13 protein-coding genes are annotated in these 21,100 nt (G+C 36.8%); all 13 read left to right on the top strand.

The features are described from left to right. Window positions 1-13 precede the first annotated feature (13 nt). The 13 genes from HEQ28_RS08045 to HEQ28_RS07985 all read left to right on the top strand — a co-directional run bounded on the left by HEQ28_RS08045 (window position 14) and on the right by HEQ28_RS07985 (window position 21,096). Window positions 14-2,455, top strand: a complete 2,442-nt coding sequence (locus tag HEQ28_RS08045; protein WP_434501755.1) for a glycoside hydrolase family 95 protein — start codon at window positions 14-16, stop codon at window positions 2,453-2,455. Between the two features lie 313 nt (window positions 2,456-2,768). Next, window positions 2,769-3,326 carry an RNA polymerase sigma-70 factor gene (locus HEQ28_RS08040; RefSeq protein ID WP_434501754.1) on the top strand — a complete coding sequence of 186 codons (558 nt, stop codon included), beginning with the start codon at window positions 2,769-2,771 and terminating at the stop codon, window positions 3,324-3,326. A gap of 51 nt (window positions 3,327-3,377) precedes the next feature. Beyond that, window positions 3,378-4,385: a FecR family protein gene (locus HEQ28_RS08035; protein WP_434501753.1), complete on the top strand. Its 1,008-nt coding sequence runs from the start codon at window positions 3,378-3,380 to the stop codon at window positions 4,383-4,385. Window positions 4,386-4,455: 70 nt separating this feature from the next. Then, window positions 4,456-7,764 (top strand): SusC/RagA family TonB-linked outer membrane protein, encoded by a 3,309-nt coding sequence (locus tag HEQ28_RS08030; RefSeq protein ID WP_434501752.1) that lies wholly within the window; start codon window positions 4,456-4,458, stop codon window positions 7,762-7,764. Window positions 7,765-7,778: 14 nt separating this feature from the next. Further along, window positions 7,779-9,371, top strand: coding sequence for a RagB/SusD family nutrient uptake outer membrane protein (locus HEQ28_RS08025; protein ID WP_434501751.1), 1,593 nt, complete (start codon window positions 7,779-7,781; stop codon window positions 9,369-9,371). Window positions 9,372-9,391: 20 nt separating this feature from the next. Continuing rightward, window positions 9,392-10,357, top strand: a complete 966-nt coding sequence (locus tag HEQ28_RS08020; RefSeq protein ID WP_434501750.1) for a glycoside hydrolase family 18 — start codon at window positions 9,392-9,394, stop codon at window positions 10,355-10,357. Between the two features lie 23 nt (window positions 10,358-10,380). Then, entirely contained in the window at window positions 10,381-11,556 is a 1,176-nt protein-coding gene (locus tag HEQ28_RS08015; RefSeq protein WP_434501749.1) for a DUF1735 and LamG domain-containing protein, read from the top strand. Between the two features lie 25 nt (window positions 11,557-11,581). Further along, the gene (locus HEQ28_RS08010; protein WP_434501748.1) at window positions 11,582-12,568 is read left to right on the top strand and encodes a BT_3987 domain-containing protein; all 987 of its coding nucleotides are present in this window, start codon (window positions 11,582-11,584) and stop codon (window positions 12,566-12,568) included. A gap of 161 nt (window positions 12,569-12,729) precedes the next feature. Then, on the top strand, window positions 12,730-15,078 hold the full coding sequence (locus HEQ28_RS08005; protein ID WP_434501747.1) for a glycoside hydrolase family 3 N-terminal domain-containing protein: 2,349 nt from the start codon (window positions 12,730-12,732) through the stop codon (window positions 15,076-15,078). 4 nt (window positions 15,079-15,082) lie between these two features. After that, window positions 15,083-17,221, top strand: a complete 2,139-nt coding sequence (locus HEQ28_RS08000) for a GH92 family glycosyl hydrolase (RefSeq protein WP_434501746.1) — start codon at window positions 15,083-15,085, stop codon at window positions 17,219-17,221. Between the two features lie 25 nt (window positions 17,222-17,246). Further along, entirely contained in the window at window positions 17,247-18,713 is a 1,467-nt protein-coding gene (locus tag HEQ28_RS07995; protein ID WP_434501745.1) for a glycoside hydrolase family 125 protein, read from the top strand. A 13-nt stretch (window positions 18,714-18,726) separates the two neighbouring features. After that, window positions 18,727-20,004 carry an MFS transporter gene (locus HEQ28_RS07990; protein WP_434501744.1) on the top strand — a complete coding sequence of 426 codons (1,278 nt, stop codon included), beginning with the start codon at window positions 18,727-18,729 and terminating at the stop codon, window positions 20,002-20,004. 93 nt (window positions 20,005-20,097) lie between these two features. Next, window positions 20,098-21,096 carry a glycoside hydrolase family 130 protein gene (locus tag HEQ28_RS07985; protein ID WP_434501743.1) on the top strand — a complete coding sequence of 333 codons (999 nt, stop codon included), beginning with the start codon at window positions 20,098-20,100 and terminating at the stop codon, window positions 21,094-21,096. The last annotated feature ends 4 nt before the right edge of the window (window positions 21,097-21,100 follow it).

The following is a 21,100-nucleotide window of genomic DNA, read 5'->3' as shown; positions in this document are numbered from 1 at the left end:
TAAAATTGTGAATATGAATGCTAAAACAATAATTCCATTGCTGTTTTCAATGATGTCTTTGAATACCTATTCAGCAGACTTGAATTTATGGTATAACAGACCAGCTGCAATTTGGCAGGAAGCGTTACCTGTTGGTAACGGTCGTATGGGCGCTATGATTTATGGAGGTGTTAATCATGAGCGAATTCAGCTTAATGAAAACACTGTGTGGGGAGGTTCTCCTTATAATAATTATAGGGCTATAAATCCTGATACCCTGACAAAAATACGTAACCTCATTTTTACAGGGGACACACGTAGTGCCGAGCAAATGATTAACATGTATTTTATGACGGGACAGCATGGTATGCCGTATGAGACGGTGGGAAGTCTGCTAATAGATGCTCCATTTGTTGGCAAACCAACTTCGTATCGACGTGAGTTGGATCTTAGCAGAGCTGTTGCTACTACAAAATTCGAGATTGATGGAGTGACGTATAAACGAGAAGTCATATCTTCTTTTACAGATAACGTTATCATAATACACATTTCTGCAAGTAAACCGCATTCCATATCTTTTAATGCAAGTTATGATTCTCCCCTTCCACATAGTGTGGGTTTAGAAGACGGACGACTGGTTTTGAAAGGTAAATGTCTGTCACATGAAGGCGTAGAAGGAAAAATACGTATGCAGACTGTTTTGGACGTGAAGAATAAAGGCGGAAAAACGGAATTAACAAGTTCAAGACTTATTGTATCAAATGCTTCGGATGTAGTTCTGTATTTATCTTCTGCCACAAATTTCGTGAACTATCATGATATTAGCGGTGATGAAACAGAAAAGTCGGTGACGTTGCTCAAGAATGCAATGAAAAACAATTTCCCTACGGCTATCGTAAATCATGTAGATTACTATAAAAAACAATTTGGCAGAGTGTCGTTGGATTTACCATGTACTGCCGATATAAATAAGCCTACAGACAAGAGACTTGCTGATTTCAATAAAGATAATGATCCTTCATTTGTCTCTTTGGTTTTTCAATATGGCAGATACCTTTTGATTTCTTCTTCTCAGCCAGGTGGTCAAGCAGCTAATTTGCAAGGTCTTTGGAATGATAACCTTAATGCTCCTTGGGATGGAAAATATACTATCAACATAAATACTGAAATGAATTATTGGCCTGCACAGACCACTAATCTTTCTGAAACGGAACTTCCTTTAATTCAATTGGTAAAGGATATTAGCGTTACTGGTAGGAAAACTGCTGCTGAAATGTATGGTGCAAAGGGCTATGTTGCTCATCACAATACAGACATCTGGCGTTCTACAGGAATGGTTGACGGTGCCACTTGGGGAATATGGCCTAATGGAGCAGGATGGTTGAGTACTCATCTTTGGCAACGCTATCTTTTCAATGGTGATAAAGGATATCTAGAAAATGTTTATCCTCAACTGAAAGGGGCTGCCGATTTCTATTTAACAGCAATGGTTAAGCATCCTAAGTATGGTTGGATGGTTACTTGTCCTAGTATATCTCCAGAACATGGACCACATGGAGCTTCGTCTGTAGTAGCAGGTTGTACTATGGATAATCAGATAGCTTTCGATGTATTAAGTAATGCTTTGCAAGCTTCTGAGATTTTGAAAGAACCACAGGAATACATTGACAGTCTTAAAGATAGATTAACGAAGCTCCCCCCTATGCAGATAGGACGATATGGTCAGTTGCAGGAATGGCTAGAAGATGCAGACGATCCTCATGACAATCATCGTCATGTATCTCATGCATACGGACTTTTCCCAAGCAGTCAGATCTCGGCAACCCGTACTCCGCAACTCTTCGAGGCCGTTAAGAATACACTTTTGCAAAGGGGTGATGAAGCGACAGGCTGGAGTATAGGTTGGAAAATAAATCTTTGGGCTCGACTCCTCGATGGAAATCACGCTTATAAACTTATAAAATGTCTTCTAGATATCTTGCCTTCTGACAATGTGGCAAGAGAATACCCTCATGGTAGAATGTATCCTAATCTGTTTGATGCGCATCCTCCATTCCAAATTGATGGTAATTTTGGTTTTACTGCTGGTATTGCAGAAATGCTTTTGCAGAGTCATGATGGAGCAGTACATGTATTACCAGCTTTGCCAGACGAGTGGCATTCGGGTAATGTGAAGGGACTTAAAGCTAGAGGTGGATTTGAAGTAGCTATGCAATGGAAGGATAATAAGATTAAAAAAATAGAGGTAAAGTCAACCATAGGTGGTAATCTTCGCCTGCGATCATATGTTCCATTGACTGGAAAGGATTTGAAAGTTGCGAAGGGTGTGAATCCCAACCATTTATACGATATCGTATCGGGCAAGCAACCTGTTGTTTCATCAGAGGCAAAGCTTAAACACCCAGAATTTATGAAAGCGTACGAATACGATATAATGACTATAGCTGGGAAAGAATATAAAGTATACGCAAAATAAAAACTACAATTATTTTTTTTATATGCTCCCCGAAAGTTAATTGAAAAACTTTCGGGGAGCACTTCATTTGGTGTCAGGACTTTTAATGGATTATATTATGACTAAGAGTATTCAATTAATTTAAAAAACGTTAGATAAGTAATATTTCGGATTTTATGGTTTAATATTGTAGCCAATAAACAATTAAGAGATTCTAGTGAAGTAATATAATATTTTTTATATAAATATAAATGTTTTTACCTTAAACTTTTGTTTGGTGCATTTATTTTTATACATTTGCATGGAGTACATGATAAACGCACTGTTTGCAAAATTGAATACTGAAGATTTTTTAATATCAGCTCTTTCTAAAGGAGATGAACATGCTTTTGATGTTATCTTTGTGAATTACTTTCCAAAGATAAAGTATTTTGTGCTTAATTTTTGCAAGGACGAGAATATGGCAGAAAATATAACTCAAGATATTTTCCTTAATTTATGGGTACGCAAACAGTCACTTGCTGATATTAAAAATTTTAAGGCTTATATGTTTACTATTGCACGTAATGCAGCATTGCATTATCTCAAAGATTCTTTGCGGGAAATGTCAACGGAAGTAGATGATAAAATAGAGGATGAATCGGCTTCGGTTGTTGATAACATGTATCGTGAGGAACTTGAGGCGATGATTAGTGCAGCTGTAAATAAAATGCCAGAACAGAGAAGACGAGTCTTTGTAATGAGTAGAATTGACGGATTGTCTAATTCTGAAATAGCCAAAACTCTTAATATAAGCAAGCGTACAGTTGAAACTCATATATCTTTAGCATTATCAGAATTACGGAAAGTTCTTCCTTTAATCTTAATTTTAACTCTTTTTAAGAGAATGTGATTACGTGTGACATGGAACTTTTTACTCTTATTATTGTAAAAGGTCAAATCCATGAACAACAAAATAGCATATAAAATAATACGTGATTTAGCCGATGGCATAATACCATTGCGATATCGCAGTTCTGTAATTCAGTGGCTCCTAAGCGATAAGGATGCCGATGAAAAAGATTCTGCTTTTCAAAATATATGGGAACAAACGGAAGGTGATGATTCTGAAATAGAGGATTCATTGATGACATTTCATGAGAGACGTGACACTTATGAAGCAAGGCGTAATCGCCTGCGTGTAGTTCGTCTAGTTTTACGTTATGCTGCAATTTTTATACTTCCAATAGTTGTTGCTTTATTTACATGGCTGTATGCGGCTAATCATTATAGTAATGCAGGTGAGATGGTAGAATATTGTGTTCCTGATGGTCAAACAGGACATATAAAACTTTCTGATGGAACAGTCATTACAGCTAATGGAGGTACTTATTTCTTATATCCTCGTGAGTTTAGAACAGATAAGGGTATACGTAATGTTTATCTTCAAGGTGAGGCTCATTTTGCGGTGACACATGATCCTGAACGTCCTTTTATTGTTAATATAGGAAAACTTAAAGTAAAGGTATTAGGAACTCATTTTAATGTGAAAGCATATACTAATGATAAAAACATAGTGACAACACTTGAAGAAGGTAAAGTAAAAGTGTATGACTCTCATTCAGAAGCAACTTTGCTTCCAGGAGAACAAGCTACATACGATAGGCAGAATGGACAAATTGTGAAGAATAATGTAGATGCTGATAAATATAATTGTTGGATAAAAGGTAGTTTGAATTTTGAACAACAGACGCTTGAAGAAATATTGTTTACGTTGGAACATAAATATAATGTGAGATTCAGAATATCACCATCTGTGGATTTATCTCGTCGTTATACAATGAATTTTTGTCCACAGGAAACTGTTACCGATGTTATGGACGTAATATCTGAACTTTCGAAAGATTTAAAATATAGCCGTCAAGGCAAGGTAATTAAACTTTATAAAACAGAAAGGAGAAAGTATGACTAAAGAATAAATAAACTAACATATAAGCCTAGTAAGCTCAGTAAATTAATAATCAATATTCTAATACAAAAATATGAATCTATTTTTCACTAAAACCTTAAAAGTAATGAATGGTAAAAGGCATCTTGCTATATTAGCCTTCATTCTTTCGGCAACAGTGACTGTCAATGCTCAAACCATAAAATTGAGAACAAACAAAGTCACTGTTCAGAATTTGATGCAGACAATTGAAAAACAAACAAATATGTCTGTAGATTATGGACAAAATACCATAGACCTAAACAAGATACTAGTGTTGAATGCAAAAAAAGTTTCTCTACAAGAGGCTCTTTTGCAAATGTTACGCGGCTCTGGATTGGAATATACAATTTCAGCACGTCATATTATAATTACACAAGCAGAACCTAAAAAAGTTAGATCTGTAGACCTTGGACAGAAGAAGAGTGTAAGCGGACGTGTTGTTGACTCAAAGGGAGAACCACTTACAGGTGTAAGTGTTAGAGTCAAAGGTACCAATAATGCTGCTGTAACTGATATTGACGGTAATTATTCAATAACAATCAATGAAGGTGAAAGACTTGAATTCTCTTATGTTGGCTTTGTTACTCGTGAAGCTCGTGCAAACAATTCAAATCTTAATATATCAATGATTGAGGACCAAAAAACTATTGGAGAAGTCGTTGTTACCGCATTGGGTATAAGAAAAGAATCTAAAGCTCTTTCTTATAATGTACAACAACTTAACGCATCAGAATTGACAGGTGTAAAAGATGCTAATTTTGTAAATTCACTAAATGGTAAAATAGCTGGTGTCACCATAAATTCTTCTTCTTCAGGTGTAGGTGGGTCTGCGCGTGTTGTTATGCGTGGTACAAAATCTATATCTGGAAATAATAATGCACTTTATGTAGTTGATGGAATACCTTTGCCTTCACTTCAGACAACTCAACCAACTGATTTGTTTTCAGGAATGGGACAGAGTGGTGATGGTATTTCAATGATAAATCCTGAAGATATTGAAAGTATATCTGTTCTTAGCGGTGCATCTGGTGCTGCACTTTATGGTAGTGAAGCTGCTAATGGTGTGGTAATGATTACCACAAAAAAAGGTTCAAAAAATCATTTTTCTGTTAATTATAGCAATAGTACACAGTTTTATTCTCCATTTATAATGCCGGAATTCCAGCATGAATATGGATCTGAGGCAGGGTCTTATCAAAGTTGGGGAGAAAAATTAACAGAACCAAGTACTTATGATCCAGAGGATTTCTTCCGTACAGGATATAATGAAGTTAATGCTATAAGTTTGTCAACAGGAAATGAAAAAAATCAGACATATATATCCGCATCTTCAACTAATGCTGGTGGTATTATACAAAATAATGATTTGAGTCGTTACAATTTTGCCATTCGTAATAGTTCTTCATTCTTAAATGATAAACTTAATATGGATCTTAGTGCTATGTATATGAGTACAAAAGAACAGAATATGCTGGCTCAAGGGCAATATTTTAATCCTCTTGTTCCTATATATCTCTTTCCTCAGGGTGATGACATAAACAAATATAAGGCTTATAAACGTTATGACGCAGACCGAAATTTCCAAACACAGTATTGGCCTTATGGAGATCAGGGATTCCAGATGCAAAACCCCTTCTGGATTATTAATAGTGATAACTTTGTAAACCATAAAGATCGTTATTTGATGAGTGGGGCTTTGAAATATAATATTACTAGCTGGCTCAATATTGCTGGTAGAGTCAGATTAGATTATAGTACAAGTATATTTGAAAAAAAATATGATGCATCTACAAGTGGACTCTTTGCTGGAAAATATGGAGCATATTATAAGGATGATTCATATACTCATCAAATATATACAGATGTCATGCTTAACATTAATAAGTATATTGGTGACTTTTCATTAATGGCAAACTTGGGTACAAGTATGCAAGACGTAAAATATGACTATACTTCTTTAGGTGGAAATTTGCAAAGTGTCTCAAATCTGTTTTCTATAGGCAATTTGAATATGGCAACAGCAAAACCTGACCAGAAAGGCTATCATGATAATCAACAGGCTATTTTTGCGACAGCTCAGCTTGGATGGAAGGGGCGTCTATACATGGATCTTACTGGACGTAATGACTGGATTTCCTCTCTTGCTGGTACTGGTGCTAAGTCTATATTCTATCCATCAGTTGGTGTTTCGGCAATATGGACAGACTTGTTTAATATAAAAAGCAATGCACTTTCTTTTTTTAAAACTCGTTTCTCTTATTCTGAGGTTGGTAATGCCCCAACGCGTTTCCTTACTACAGCAACATATCCTTTGTCTCAAGGTTATCCAAGTACAACGACATTTCTTCCAAACAAGAACTTGAAACCAGAGCGTACAAAGAGTTATGAAGTAGGTTTAAGCTCTCAATTTTTTGAAGGAAGATTAAAATTTGATTTGTCACTATATTATACAAAAACATATAATCAACTTTTTAATCCTACATTGTCTTCAACGTCTGGTTACAGCAGCTTATATGTAAATGCTGGAAGAGTTGATAATAAGGGCTTAGAGGCTTCAATTGGATTTAAGCAAATGCTAGGACCAGTTGAGTGGAATACAGGGTTAGTCTATTCTCTTAATCGTAATAAAATACGGAAACTATTACATAATTATGTTGCTCCAGATGGTGAGGTTATAAATATGACGGATATGGATATGGGAGGAACAGATGCAGTAAAGACAAAATTGACGGAAGGTGGCAGTATGGGAGATATTTATGTTACTAGTCTGAAGACAGATGAACATGGATATATTATTGTCGACTATACTCAGAAAACGGTAGAGAAAGATCAGAATAAGTGGATATATGCAGGTAATGTAAATCCTTTGTATAATCTCGGTTGGCGTAATGAATTTTCTTGGAATGGTATTGATCTTAGTTTTCTCATTAATGCAAGAGTTGGCGGACGTGTTGTTTCAATAACACAAGCAATAATGGATGCTTATGGTGTATCAAAAGCCTCGGCTGAAGCTCGTGATGCAGGTGGTGCAATGGTTAATGGTAGTCTTATTCCAGCAAAAGGATGGTATACAACTATTGGTGGCGGAACTTCAGGTGTTGGTTCACAATATGTTTATAGTGCAACAAATGTTCGTTTAGCAGAGTTATCTTTGGGATATGATTTGCCAATAAACAGATATGTTCATTGGATAAAAGGGATGAATGTAGCTTTTATAGCACATAATTTATTTATGTTCTATCATAAAGCTCCATTTGATCCAGAACTTACTGCTAGCACTGGAACATATTATCAGGGCATAGATTATTTTATGCAGCCTAGTCTGCGCAGTCTTGGATTCTCTGTAAAACTTAATTTTTAATAAGGAGGCACAAAATGAAAACAAATATAAAATCAAATACTATAGTCTGGCTTGCATTTGGCGCATTGATTTTCACAAGTTGTACCAGCAAATACGATGAGTGGAATGTTAATCCTTATGAGGCAACAGAAGAACAGATGAATCGTGATAATTTGAAAACAGGTTCTTTATTTATTCAAATGGAACAAAATATCATGACTTGCGGTAAGGATAAAACGGGTAATTATCAGATCATTCAAGGTTTGGCGGGTGATGTGTATTCTGGATTTATGGGGGCTACCAATAATTGGAAGAGCGGACGAAACAATACGACATATGCTCTTGCTGAAGATTGGTATCGTGCAGGATTTAATGAGAGCTACCAAAATATAATGAATCCATGGCTTTCAATAAAAAAAGTAGCTGAAACTCAATCTCCTGGTGTTTATGCGATGGCTACTATAATGAAAGTTGAGGGAATGTCAAGAGTTACTGATATGTATGGTCCAATACCTTATACAAAGTTTGGTACAGGTTCTTTAAAGGTTTCTTATGATAGCCAAAAGGAAGTATATTATCAGTTCTTTAACGAATTGGATTCTGCAATTACTACACTTACGCAGTTGTGGAAAACAAATAACTTAATGACTTTGATGGCTAGCAACGATTTCGTTTATAAAGGCAAAATAGAGAATTGGATAAAGTTTGGTAATTCTCTTCGTCTCCGTTTGGCTGTTCGCATTTCTGAAATAGATTCAGATAAGGCTAAAAATGAAGGAGAAGCAGCAATTAATAACGAAGTTGGAGTTATGACTAAGTCGTCAGAGTCTGCAGTACTAACTCAAAGCTCTGATTTATCTTTTAATAATCCATTATGGGAAATCTGTAATAGTTTTGAGGATGTACGCATGGGTGCTACTATTGATTCATATATGAATGGATATAATGATCCCCGTATTGGCAAATATTTTCAGGTTGCCAGTGATGGCAAATATCACGGAGTTAGAAATGGTATCGATATTGTAACTAAGCAAAAATACACAAATGCTCCTTTATCAAGATTGATTTTTGGACAGGGTGGAGGTATGTATTGGTTTAATGCTGCAGAAGTATATTTTCTTCGTGCCGAGGGTGCGTTAAGAGGGTGGAATATGAATGGTACAGCCAAGGAATTATATGAAGATGGAATACGTTGCTCCTTCGAACAATGGGGGGCAGGTGATGCCAGCTCATATATTACGAATGCGACTAATGTACCTGCCAATTATGAAGATAAGTCTGGTGATGATAATAGTACGAATGCTATTGGAAATATAACTGTTGCATGGAATGAAAATGCTGGCACTGCAGAAAAACTAGAACGTATTATTACCCAGAAGTATATCGCGACATATCCTGATGGTCAAGAAGCATGGACTGAATTCCGCAGAACTGGATATCCTAGGATCTTTCCGAATGTAGTTAATTATAGTGGTGGTACTATAAATACAGAGACACAGATACGTCGTCTGCCTTATCCGCAAAACGAATACGAAAATAATACAGATAATGTAAATGCAGCCCTGCAACTTTTAGGAGGAGCAGATACTGGCGGAACGCGTTTATGGTGGGATGTTGCAAACAAATAATGAAATTAAAACTTGATAACATGAAAACAAAAATATTTAAGGCAACTACATTTTGCATGTTTTTATCTATTGCTGGTGGAATCCTTTTTTCTGCCTGTAATAATGATATTGAAAATGAACAAATACAGACACCATATACATATTCTCATCTATATTATCAAAATCTAAGAGATTATAAAGCTTCTGACCATAGTATAGCATGGATGTGGTTTGCTGATTATTCACAAAGTCATTCTTTGGCGATTCGTTTTGCTGGATTGCCTGATAGTCTTGATATTTGTTCATTATGGGGTGGTATTCCTTCTGATGATTCAACACATTTACGCACTTTCTATAATCCTAAAATAGCTCAGGAAATGCATTGGGTTCAGAAAACCAAAGGAACCAAAATGATTGTTCCTACAATTATAAGAATTGAAAATAAGACTCAATATGGCGATGAAAAGTTTTATAAGGATTTTCAGATAAGTTACGAAAAAGGGGATACAGCTTTGAGGCATCGTGCACTAGAGGCATATGCTGACTATTTGTTAAAACCTATATTTGAGAATGATTTGGACGGTATAGATTTGGATTATGAGCCAGAAGGAGATAAATTGAGTGGTGAAAATATGTCTTATTTTTGTAAGTACATAGGTTCAAAAATAGGTCCTAAGTCATCTAAACCTAATATGTTATTCTGTGTGGATTTTTATAGTCAACGTCCTCCTATAGATATAGAGTCTTATGTTAGTTATTTTGTAAACCAAACATATGGCGGCTCTCCAAGTGATCTCGGCTTCCCAATAGAAAAGACAGTGTTTACAGAAAATATTGGTGATAATTGGCAAACTGGAGGAAAATTGCTAGAATACGCAGCTTGGGAACCATCGACAGGAAGAAAGGGTGGCTTTGGCGCTTTTTATGGTCATAGAGATTACAATTTAAGCCCTCCTTATAAAAATATGCGTAAAGGTATTCAAATTCAGAATCCTGCAATTCATTAGTCTTATTTTAAAATAATATAGATATGAAAAGATTAAATATAATATCAATAATATTGTCTGTCATGGCTATTATAATTACTAGTTGTAACGACGGGCCGCAATATAATGATGTCATTTATGTAACAGGTACTGAGTCGCAGGCTACGACTTCTCTACTTTTAGATGGCAATTCAGCATCGATGGGTATTACTGTAACTTCAACTGATAAGCTTGATAAAGATGCAAAAGTTACATTGAAAGTTGCCCCAGAAATGCTTGACGCCTATAATAAAAAGTATGACCGCAAATATAAAATGTTACCAGAAGGAAGTTATAAATTTGAAAATCCTGATGTAGTTATTAAAGGTGGTCAGAATATATCTTCGCAAGCAGAGTTATGTATCACTTCTACTGATAAGTTTGAAAATGGCGTTACATATTGTGTTCCAGTTATGATATCAGAATCAAAGGGAATGAACGTTCTGGAAGCTTCACGCACAGCATTCATTGTAATTAATCATGTGTTACGTACAAAGGCTGCAGTATTGAATGGTACTTATTATAGTGTGCCTTCATTTATTAAGAATCCAAATGTTGCATCATTGCCACAATTAACATTGGAATGTAAATTCTATGTGAATCAATTCCAAAATTCCAATCCTTTTATTTCATCATTGATGGGAATTGAAGAAGATTTCTTGCTTCGTTTTGGTGATGTAAGTTGCGGACCTGATCAGTTACAGTTAGCTGGCGGTAAAACAGGTGTCCCAGATGGAAATCCTGATCATGGAACAGCCCATCCGATGACTTTGCCAACGCATTTTGCAACAGGAAAATGGTATCATTTGGCTTTAGTTTATAATGGAGCTGCAATCAAGATTTATGTGAATGGCGTAGAGATAAGTTCTACCTCAGCTAATGGACCTGTATGTTTGTCTTGGGACTATCAAAATGGTTTTCATATAGGAATGTCTTGTGGTGGACGATATCTTAATGGATATATAAGTGAAGCTCGTATTTGGTCGAAAGCGTTGACGGTGGGGGATATCCAGTCAAATGTTTGTTATGTTGATCCTATTTCTGATGGACTTTTGGCTTATTGGCGCTTTAATGGTGCTGATATTAATGGAACTACTGTGAAAGATCTTACAGGTCATGGATATGATGCTGTTGCGTCAGGTACTCCACAGTGGGTTGATAATCAGCCATGTCCTTTCTAAATTAATAATTTAAGATTGAACGATTATGAAAATTAAAAATATATTGATGTTCTGTGGAGCCATTTTGCTGACATCTGTGATATTGGTCTCTTGTGGATCTGATGACAATTATGATTTTCCAGGAATAGATCATGAACGTGTGTATTTTGATAAAAGTAATATCTTGGCAGTTGGTTCAATAACAAAAACTCCTGTAGGATATATTGCTGATGCTTCAAAAAAGTTTTCTGTGAAATCAACGGCTTTGTTTACAACTTCTACACATGTTAATGTGGCTATTGATGAATCTTTGGTAGCATCTTATAATAAAGCAAATGGTACTTCTTATGTTGCCGCTCCTGAAGGAACTGTCGTGTTGGACAAGTCTGCTTTAACAATACTTGCCGACACATTATCATCTGAGGATTCTGTAACAATAACTGTCCCTGAATCCTCTTTTGATAAACTTATTGATAAAGCTGGATATTTAGTACCTATCGTAATAACTGGTTCTGATAATAAAGAATGCAAGGCAAGTACAAATGCTGGAATTCGTTATTTCCTTTTAAAAATAGAAGAAGGATGCATTCGTAAAAAGGCGCTTAATTCTGACATCAAAGGGACCGAATTGTCAGATCATGATAAATGGAAATGTATTTCTGCAACAGGATTTAATGCAGATGAATTTCAAAATCTGTATTCCGGTGGTTGGGATGCTCAATGGAATATGTCGGCAAAAAAGGGAACTTTTGTGATTGATATGCAAGAAACGAAGAAAGTTACAGGTTTTTATGTTGGTAATTATGCGTTAAAATCAGTCTCATGTCAAATTAGTTCCGATAATGTGAAATGGACAGATTGCGGAAGTATTGATGCAGCCGATATGTATGCTAAGGATTGGTCTTCTAAAATGGCTGTCTTTTACGGTGCAATGCCGTGTCGTTATATCAAGATAACTGTTGGTCTTGATGAAACGAATCAATGGATAGAGTATTACATGAATCTTAGTAGTTTTGGAGTTTATGCAGAATAAATTTGGTGGTTAAGGTGTTAGTTCTGAGGTAATAAGATGGGCGTGCCATTTTTTGGCATGCCCTTTAAAAACTATTCTAAATATAGCACTATCAGCATAAACTACTGAAATTATAAAAATAAATGGATAATAGTTTTCTTTAATTATATTGTCTTATATATATGAAATATAAAATTCAGAGATTTATATTATTGGGTTATTTGTCTTGTTATGGCATAATCGCTGTTGAGGCAAAGGATTTATTGCCTTATCGCAATAAAAACTTGCCAATAGAAATTCGTGTGCAGGATTTGCTATCTCGTATGACATTGAAAGAAAAAATAGGGCAGATGCTATGTACTATGTCATGGGATTATTATACCATTGATGGTAAAAAGACTATGGTTTCAGATAAGTTTATAGAAGAACTTAAAGACAAACAAATGGGTATGTTATGGGCTGCATACCGTGCTGACCCATGGACACGTAAAACATTATCTAATGGATTGAATCCCATGCTTGCTGCGAAAGTAGGCAATGCTTTACAACGTTATGCGATAGAGAAAACTCGTCTTGGAATTCCTCTTTTCCTAGCAGAAGAAGCCCCACATGGTCACATGGCTATTGGAACAACAGTATTTCCTACAGGATTGGGAATGGCTGCAACTTGGGATACTAATCTGATAGAAGAAGCAGGAAATGTAATCTCAAGAGAAATAAGATTACAGGGTGGACATATAAGCTACGGTCCAGTCTTAGACCTAGCTCGTGATCCGCGTTGGTCACGAGTGGAAGAGACAATGGGAGAGGATCCTGTACTTAGTGCTAAGATTGGAGCTGCTGAGGTCCGTGGACTTGGTGGTGGTAATTTGTCATTACCAACAAGTACTCTGGTAACACTTAAACATTTTATTGCATATGGAATACCTGAGGGTGGACAAAATGGGGGACCAGCATTGATTGGACAGCGCGAGTTAATGGATTGTTTTTTACCACCTTTTCGTAAATCTATTGATGCAGGAGCTTTATCTGTAATGACAGCATATAATTCTATCGATGGAGTTCCTTGCACCTCTAATTCTTTTTTACTTACTAATGTTTTGAGGAATATTTGGAAATTTAAAGGATTAGTGGTGTCCGACTTATATAGCATTGATGGTATTTTCAGTACGCATGATGTGGCTGCGTCTATTGAAGATGCTGGTGTTGCAGCGGTTAATGCTGGTGTAGATGTCGATTTAGGCGCTAATGCTTTTATTCATTTGGCAGATGCTGTCAAAAGTGGCAAGATAAAAGAGGCTGTTGTTGATACTGCTGTGGCTAGAGTCTTGAAAATGAAAATGCAGATGGGATTATTTGAAAATCCATATGTTTCTCCGAAAATGGCAGCTAAGTATGTACGTGATGCTGCTAATATTGATGTTGCCCATCGTGTAGCTCAAGCTTCTGTAACACTACTTAAAAATGAAAATAATATATTGCCTTTGTCTAAAAATATGCATGTAGCTGTGATTGGCCCTAATGCTGATAATAAGTATAATATGTTGGGTGATTATACAGCTCCGCAAGAAGATAGTAATGTTAAGACCATTCTTGCCGGAATAAACAAAAAACTGCCAGCTGAGAATGTAGAATATGTGAAAGGTTGTGATATCCGTGATACAACTTTGAATGAAATAAATAAAGCTGTTGAAGCAGCAAATCGTTCGGATATTGTGATTGTAGCTGTCGGTGGGTCTAGTGCTCGTGATTTTAAAACAAGTTATAAAGAAACTGGTGCAGCTATTACTGATGATAAACACGTCTCTGATATGGATTGTGGTGAGGGATTTGATCGTGAGTCATTGACTTTACTTGGACGCCAAAATCAATTATTAAGTGCTTTGAGAAAAACAGGACGTCCTATGGTTGTGGTTTATATAGAAGGACGTCCTCTTGATAAGACTTGGGCGGCACAGAATGCCGATGCCTTGATAACCGCATATTATCCAGGTCAAGAAGGTGGACTAGCAATAGCTGATGTATTATTTGGTGATTATAATCCTGCTGGCCGTTTGCCTATTAGTGTACCTCGTAATATAGGGCAGTTACCAGTTTATTATAATAAGAAAAAGCCTGCTGTGCATAATTATGTTGAGATGTCAGCATCTCCGCTTTATCCTTTTGGGTACGGCTTGAGTTATACTTCTTTTAAATATTCAAATCTATTAATTAATGGGAATTTGGATAAAGGTTATACTGTCTCATTTGATATTACTAATACGGGTAATATGGATGGTGAAGAAGTTCCACAGCTATATATTACGGATGAAATATCTTCTGTTGTACAACCTGTAAGGCAATTAAAAGATTTTACTCGTATTTATATTCATAAAAATGAAACTAGGAATATTAAGATGTTGATTACCTATGATGATTTAGCTTTTACTGGTATTGATATGGCTCGTAGAGTAGAACCGGGTGATTTTGATATCCAAATAGGTACTTCGTCTACTGATATTCGTTTACATTCAAAACTAACATTAAAATAATGTCATGAAGAAATTATTATTACTACTGCTTTTTATACCTTTGGGTTTATTTGCACAGAATTATACACAATATGTTGATCCATATATCGGAACAGGAGGACATGGACATGTGTTTCTTGGTGCTAATGTCCCATTTGGACTTGTTCAGCTAGGACCTAATGAAAAAACACGTGGATGGGACTGGTGTTCTGGTTACCATTATAGTGATTCAGTGATTGTAGGATTTGGACATATGCATCTTAGTGGTACTGGTGTTGGAGATTTGGGTGATGTGTCATTGTTGCCGACTCTTGACGTTAATGTTGATAGCACATTGTTTAGTCATAATGCGGAATATGTCCGTCCTGGCTATTATTCTCTATTGTTGAATTCAGCGATACATGTGGAACTGACAGCTACAAAACGTGTGGGATTTCATCGTTACAGTTTCCCCGCCAATGCTAAAACCGGAAATATAATCATGAATCTCAAACAAGGTATAGGTTGGGATAAAATGACTTCTTGTGGATTTAAGCAAGAGGGGCCGAATATGGTTACAGGTTTCCGTATGTCTACTGGTTGGGCGAAGAATCAAAAAGTGTATTTTGCAATTGTGTTCTCACAGCCAGTAAAGATATTGCATCAAAATGGTGATAGCATCTGTGCTTTCTCATTTGATAATGGTAATGAACCGATAATGGTAAAGGTCGGGATTTCAGCGGTAAGTGCGGATAACGCATGCAAAAATATAGAAGCAGAATTGCCCGGTTGGGATTTTAATGCCACTGTGGATTCGGCTGAAAAAGCATGGAATGATGAACTGGGTAAGATAGCGATAAAAACAGATAACACTCACGCACGTCGCATATTCTATACGAGTATGTACCATACAATGATAGCACCATCTGTATTTGGTGATGTGAATGGTGACTATCGTGGAGCGGACGGTAACGTTTATCATGGCGATTTCATCAATTATACCACATTCTCTCTCTGGGACACATATCGTGCTGCTCATCCTCTTTCTACACTTATTCATCCTGAGATGCAGAAAGACATAGCAAAGACAATGCTCAATATTTTCAAACAACAAGGAAAACTTCCCGTTTGGCACTTAATGGGAAACGAAACTGATTGTATGGTTGGTAATCCTGGTATTCCTGTGTTGACGGATATCGCATTGAAGGGCTTTGATGTAGACAAAAATGCTATATTTACGGCTGTAAAGAAATCAGCTATGCTTGATGACCGAGGAATGAATCTGTTGAAAAAATATGGTTATATTCCTAGTAATCTTGATCCAACATTTGAAACAGTTTCAAAAGGATTAGAATATGCCTTGGCAGATGGATGTATAGCCAAACTAGCCAAGGAATTGGGAAAACCAGAGGATTATAAATACTTCAGTAATCGCAGTTTGTCATATAATAAGTATTTCGATAAGAAATCAGGTTTCATGCGTGGAGTCACGTCTCAGGGTACATTCAGAAAACCGTTTAATCCATTCCATGCTGTGCATCGTCAAGACGATTATACCGAGGGCAATGCGTGGCAATATACATGGTTAGTGCCACATGATGTTCATGGACTGGTAAAGGCATTCGGCAGTGAAAAGCGTTTTGTGTCAAAACTTGACTCCTTGTTTGTTGTTAATGGCGATCTTGGATCAGAGGCTTCTCCCGATATTTCAGGACTTATAGGACAATATGCTCATGGCAATGAACCTAGTCATCACATTATATATATGTATAATTACGTAGGTCAGCCTTGGAAAGCAGCGCCGAAGTTACGCTATGTTATGGACAAGCTATATCGTGACTCCATTGACGGACTGTGTGGAAACGAGGATGTCGGGCAGATGTCTGCGTGGTATGTGCTTTCATCGATTGGTTTATATCAGGTTGAACCTGCTGGTGGAAAATACATCATCGGCTCTCCCCTGTTTGATTCTGCAATTATAAATGTCGGCGGCGGCAGATATTTTACTATACATACCATAAACAACAGTGATACCAATATCTATGTTCAGAAATTGAGACTTAACGGTAAGGCTTATGACAAGTCATATATAATGTATAAGGATATAGTTAAAGGTGGAACTCTTGGGATAGTAATGGGGCCAAAACCTTCAAAATGGGGAGTGAATATGAATTCTAGACCTTGATAACATAACTAAAACTTAATATAATATGAAACGATTTATTGTTATTATATCTCTTTCTTTGTGTATGGCATGTTATTCAGTCGCACAGGAAAATGGAAAAGTAGATGTGCACGCTCGCTATACAAGTATACAGATATATAAGGGAAATGATTTTGAATCAAAGCGTCCTCCTTTAGATGAAAGACTATTTACGTCAGAGGCTGTTGAGAAAAAAATCAAGGAGGTGCAGAAACTCCTTAAAAACAATAAGAGACTTGCATGGATGTTTTCCAACTGTTTCCCAAATACACTTGAGACAACTGTGCATTATCGTGTAGCTGCTAACGGTGATGATGATACATTTGTTTATACAGGTGATATACCTGCGATGTGGTTGCGTGATTCCGGTGCGCAAGTATGGGCTTATGTGTCATTGGCTGATAAGGACATGAAGTTGAGAAAGATGTTGAGAGGGGTGATATTGCGGCAGTTAAAGTCTATCAATATAGACCGTTATGCCAATGCGTATAATGATGGACCGACAGGTGCGGGCTGGCAGAAAGATGATACGCAGATGCAGAAAGATGTATTCGAACACAAATACGAGATTGATTCGTATTGTTATCCGTTGAGGCTTGCATACAGATATTGGAAAGTAACAGGTGATACATCTGTGTTTGGCAACGAATGGCAACAAGCTATTGCTAATATAATTAAGACTTTCAGGGAGCAACAGCGTAAAAATGATGTAGGACCATATCATTTTTTAAGAACAACAGACCGTGCATTCGATACAGTAGGGTGGGATGGATATGGTGCTCCTGTAAGACCTGTAGGACTCATTGCTTCGATGTTTAGACCTTCTGACGATGCTACGATATTACCATTCCTAGTACCTTCTAATTTTATGGCTGTTTCTTCAATGCGTAAATCAGCCGAGATATTAAGTAAGGTAAACAAGAATGATACTCTTGCAACGAAATGTAGTCAATTAGCTGATGAAGTAGAAGCTGCACTAAAGAAATATTGTATTTATAATCATCCTATATATGGAAAGATATATGCTTATGAGGTAGACGGATTTGGAAACCAGCTGTTAATGGATGATGCAAATGTTCCAAGTCTTTTGGGCTTAGGATACATGGGAGACGTGAGCCTTGATGATTCTATATATCAAAACACACGTCGCTTTGTATGGAGTATTGATAATCCAACATTCTTTAAAGGTAAAGCTGGAGAGGGAATAGGTGGACCACACATCGGTTATAACATGGTCTGGCCGATGAGTATAATGATGAAAGCATTTACGTCAACTGATGATGACGAGATTCGTTGGTGCATGAAAACTCTTATTAATACCGATGCAGGGACTGGTTTCATTCATGAATCGTTTAATAAGGATGATGCTTCTAAATATACTCGTCCTTGGTTTGCATGGCAGAATACTCTGTTTGGCGAACTTGTAATAAAGTTAATCGATGACGGAAAAATTGACTTATTGAACAATTTGTAATACATCTTATATTATGTGGCATAACAGTGGAAGAAAAATTAGTCCTGTCGCATGGGTACCCACCTTGTATTTTGCTATGGGCATGCCTTTTGTGGTATTAAATATGGTGTGTACCCTTATGTATAAAGGATTTGGAGTTAGTGATTCCGAGATTGCGCTATGGACATCACTTATAATGTTACCGTGGACATTGAAACCATTGTGGAGTCCATTTCTTGAGATGTATAAAACAAAGAAGTTCTTTGTAGTCTTTACTCAGGTGCTTACTGGAATAATCTTTGCATTGGTTGCCTTTGGACTACAGTTGCCTTCGCCCTTTGCGATAACTATATCGTTGTTTGCGGTAATAGCTTTGAGCGGTTCTACTCATGATATTGCTGCTGACGGATTTTATATGGCATCTTTGTCAACATCCGAACAAGCTAGATGGATTGGGTGGCAGGGAGCTTTCTATAATATAGCTAAAATAGCGGCAACCGGTGGATTGGTGTATCTAGCTGGTGTATTTATCGATGACTATGGCGTGAGAAACGCATGGATGATAATAATGCTTATAATTGGCGTTATGATGATTACTCTTGGTTGTTACCATGGGTTAGTGCTGAGGTCTGCTGCAAGTTCGTCTCCTGTAAATATAACATTGAGAGAGCATTTGCGAGAACTCTGTGATGTTTTTGTTGATTTTTTCCAAAAGAAACATATTATATATTATCTGTTTTTTATAATTCTATATCGGTTTGCCGAAGGGTTTGTAATGAAGATTGTGCCGTTGTTCCTTAAGGCTCCGCGTGCAGAACAGGGATTGGGGCTCACAGAACAGCAAATAGGAATATGTTATGGTACGTTTGGAGCAGCCGCTTTCGTTATTGGTTCTATTCTTGCTGGTTATTATATTGCTCATCGGGGACTGCGTAAGTCCATATTTTCACTTGCTTTGGTGTTTAATATACCATTTGTTGCATATACTATTCTTGCAATTTACCAACCTGAAAGCCTGTGGTTAGTTGGCAGTTGCATTGTAATGGAGTATTTTGGATATGGTTTTGGCTTTGTCGGCTTGACGTTGTTCATGATGCAACAGGTTGCACGTGGTAAGCATCAGATGGCTCATTACGCCTTTGCAAGTGGAATAATGAATCTAGGAGTTATGTTGCCTGGAATGTTGAGCGGTTTCGTAAGTGATTGGTTGGGATATCGGGCATTCTTTGTCTTCGTATTGCTCTGTGCTATACCTGCAATACTGATAACACGCTTTGTCCCATTTACATTTACTGATGATGTTATCAACTAATTAATTAGAATTCTCTTATAAATAGAATTTCTATGATAGTTCACATTATTATCTTAAAATTTAAGATGACAAGTAATTTAAAAACAAAATAACATGAAGAATTTAGTAATATCTGGCAATTCTCTTCCAAATATTCCTTGGGAGGACCGTCCTGCTAATTGTAATAACCCTTTGTGGCGTTATTCTGCTAATCCTATTATTCAGAGGGATTTGCTTCCTGACTCGAATAGTATTTTCAACAGTGCGGTCGTACCTTTTGACAAAGGCTTTGCTGGTGTATTCAGATGTGATGATAAAAATCGTCGAATGACTTTGCATGCAGGATTCAGTGATGACGGAGTTAACTGGAAAATAAACGAGGAGCAACTGCACTTTGATTGTAATGACGATGAAATCGGAGAATGGGTATATGGATATGACCCACGTGTATGTTTCATTGATGACCGCTATTATGTTACATGGTGTAACGGATATTATGGACCAACCATAGGTGTGGCTTGGACTACCGATTTTAATACTTTCCATCAAATGGAAAATGCCTTTTTACCATATAACCGTAATGGAGTAATGTTTCCGCGTAAGATAAACGGTAAGTATGCTATGCTTAGTCGTCCTAGTGATACAGGTCATACAGCCTTTGGCGATATCTTTTATAGTGACTCACCTGATATGGAATATTGGGGGCATCATCGTCATGTAATGTCTCCGGCTGCTTTCGAGGTTAGTGCATGGCAGTGCATGAAGATTGGTGCTGGTCCTGTTCCTATAGAGACTTCAGAAGGATGGTTAATGTTTTATCATGGTGTTCTTCGTTCATGCAATGGGTATGTATATAGCTTTGGCTCAGCATTGTTGGATATTGATGAACCTTGGAAAGTAATATGTCGTTCAGGACAATATCTAATTTCTCCACAAAAGGAATATGAATGCGTTGGAGATGTTCCGAACGTATGTTTCCCTTGTGCAGAACTGCATGATCCAGTTACAGGTAAAGTTGCAATATATTATGGTTGTGCCGATACGGTCACAGGATTGGCTTTTGGATATATACAAGAAATTATCGAATTTACTCGTCGGACAAACATATTGTAGTATT

The sequence above is a fragment of the Prevotella sp. genome (genome assembly GCF_051059605.1).
Classification (GTDB): Bacteria; Bacteroidota; Bacteroidia; order Bacteroidales; family Bacteroidaceae; genus Prevotella.
The sequence above is the reverse complement of the archived record's forward strand: the minus strand, read 5'-3'. Positions and strand labels throughout refer to the sequence as shown.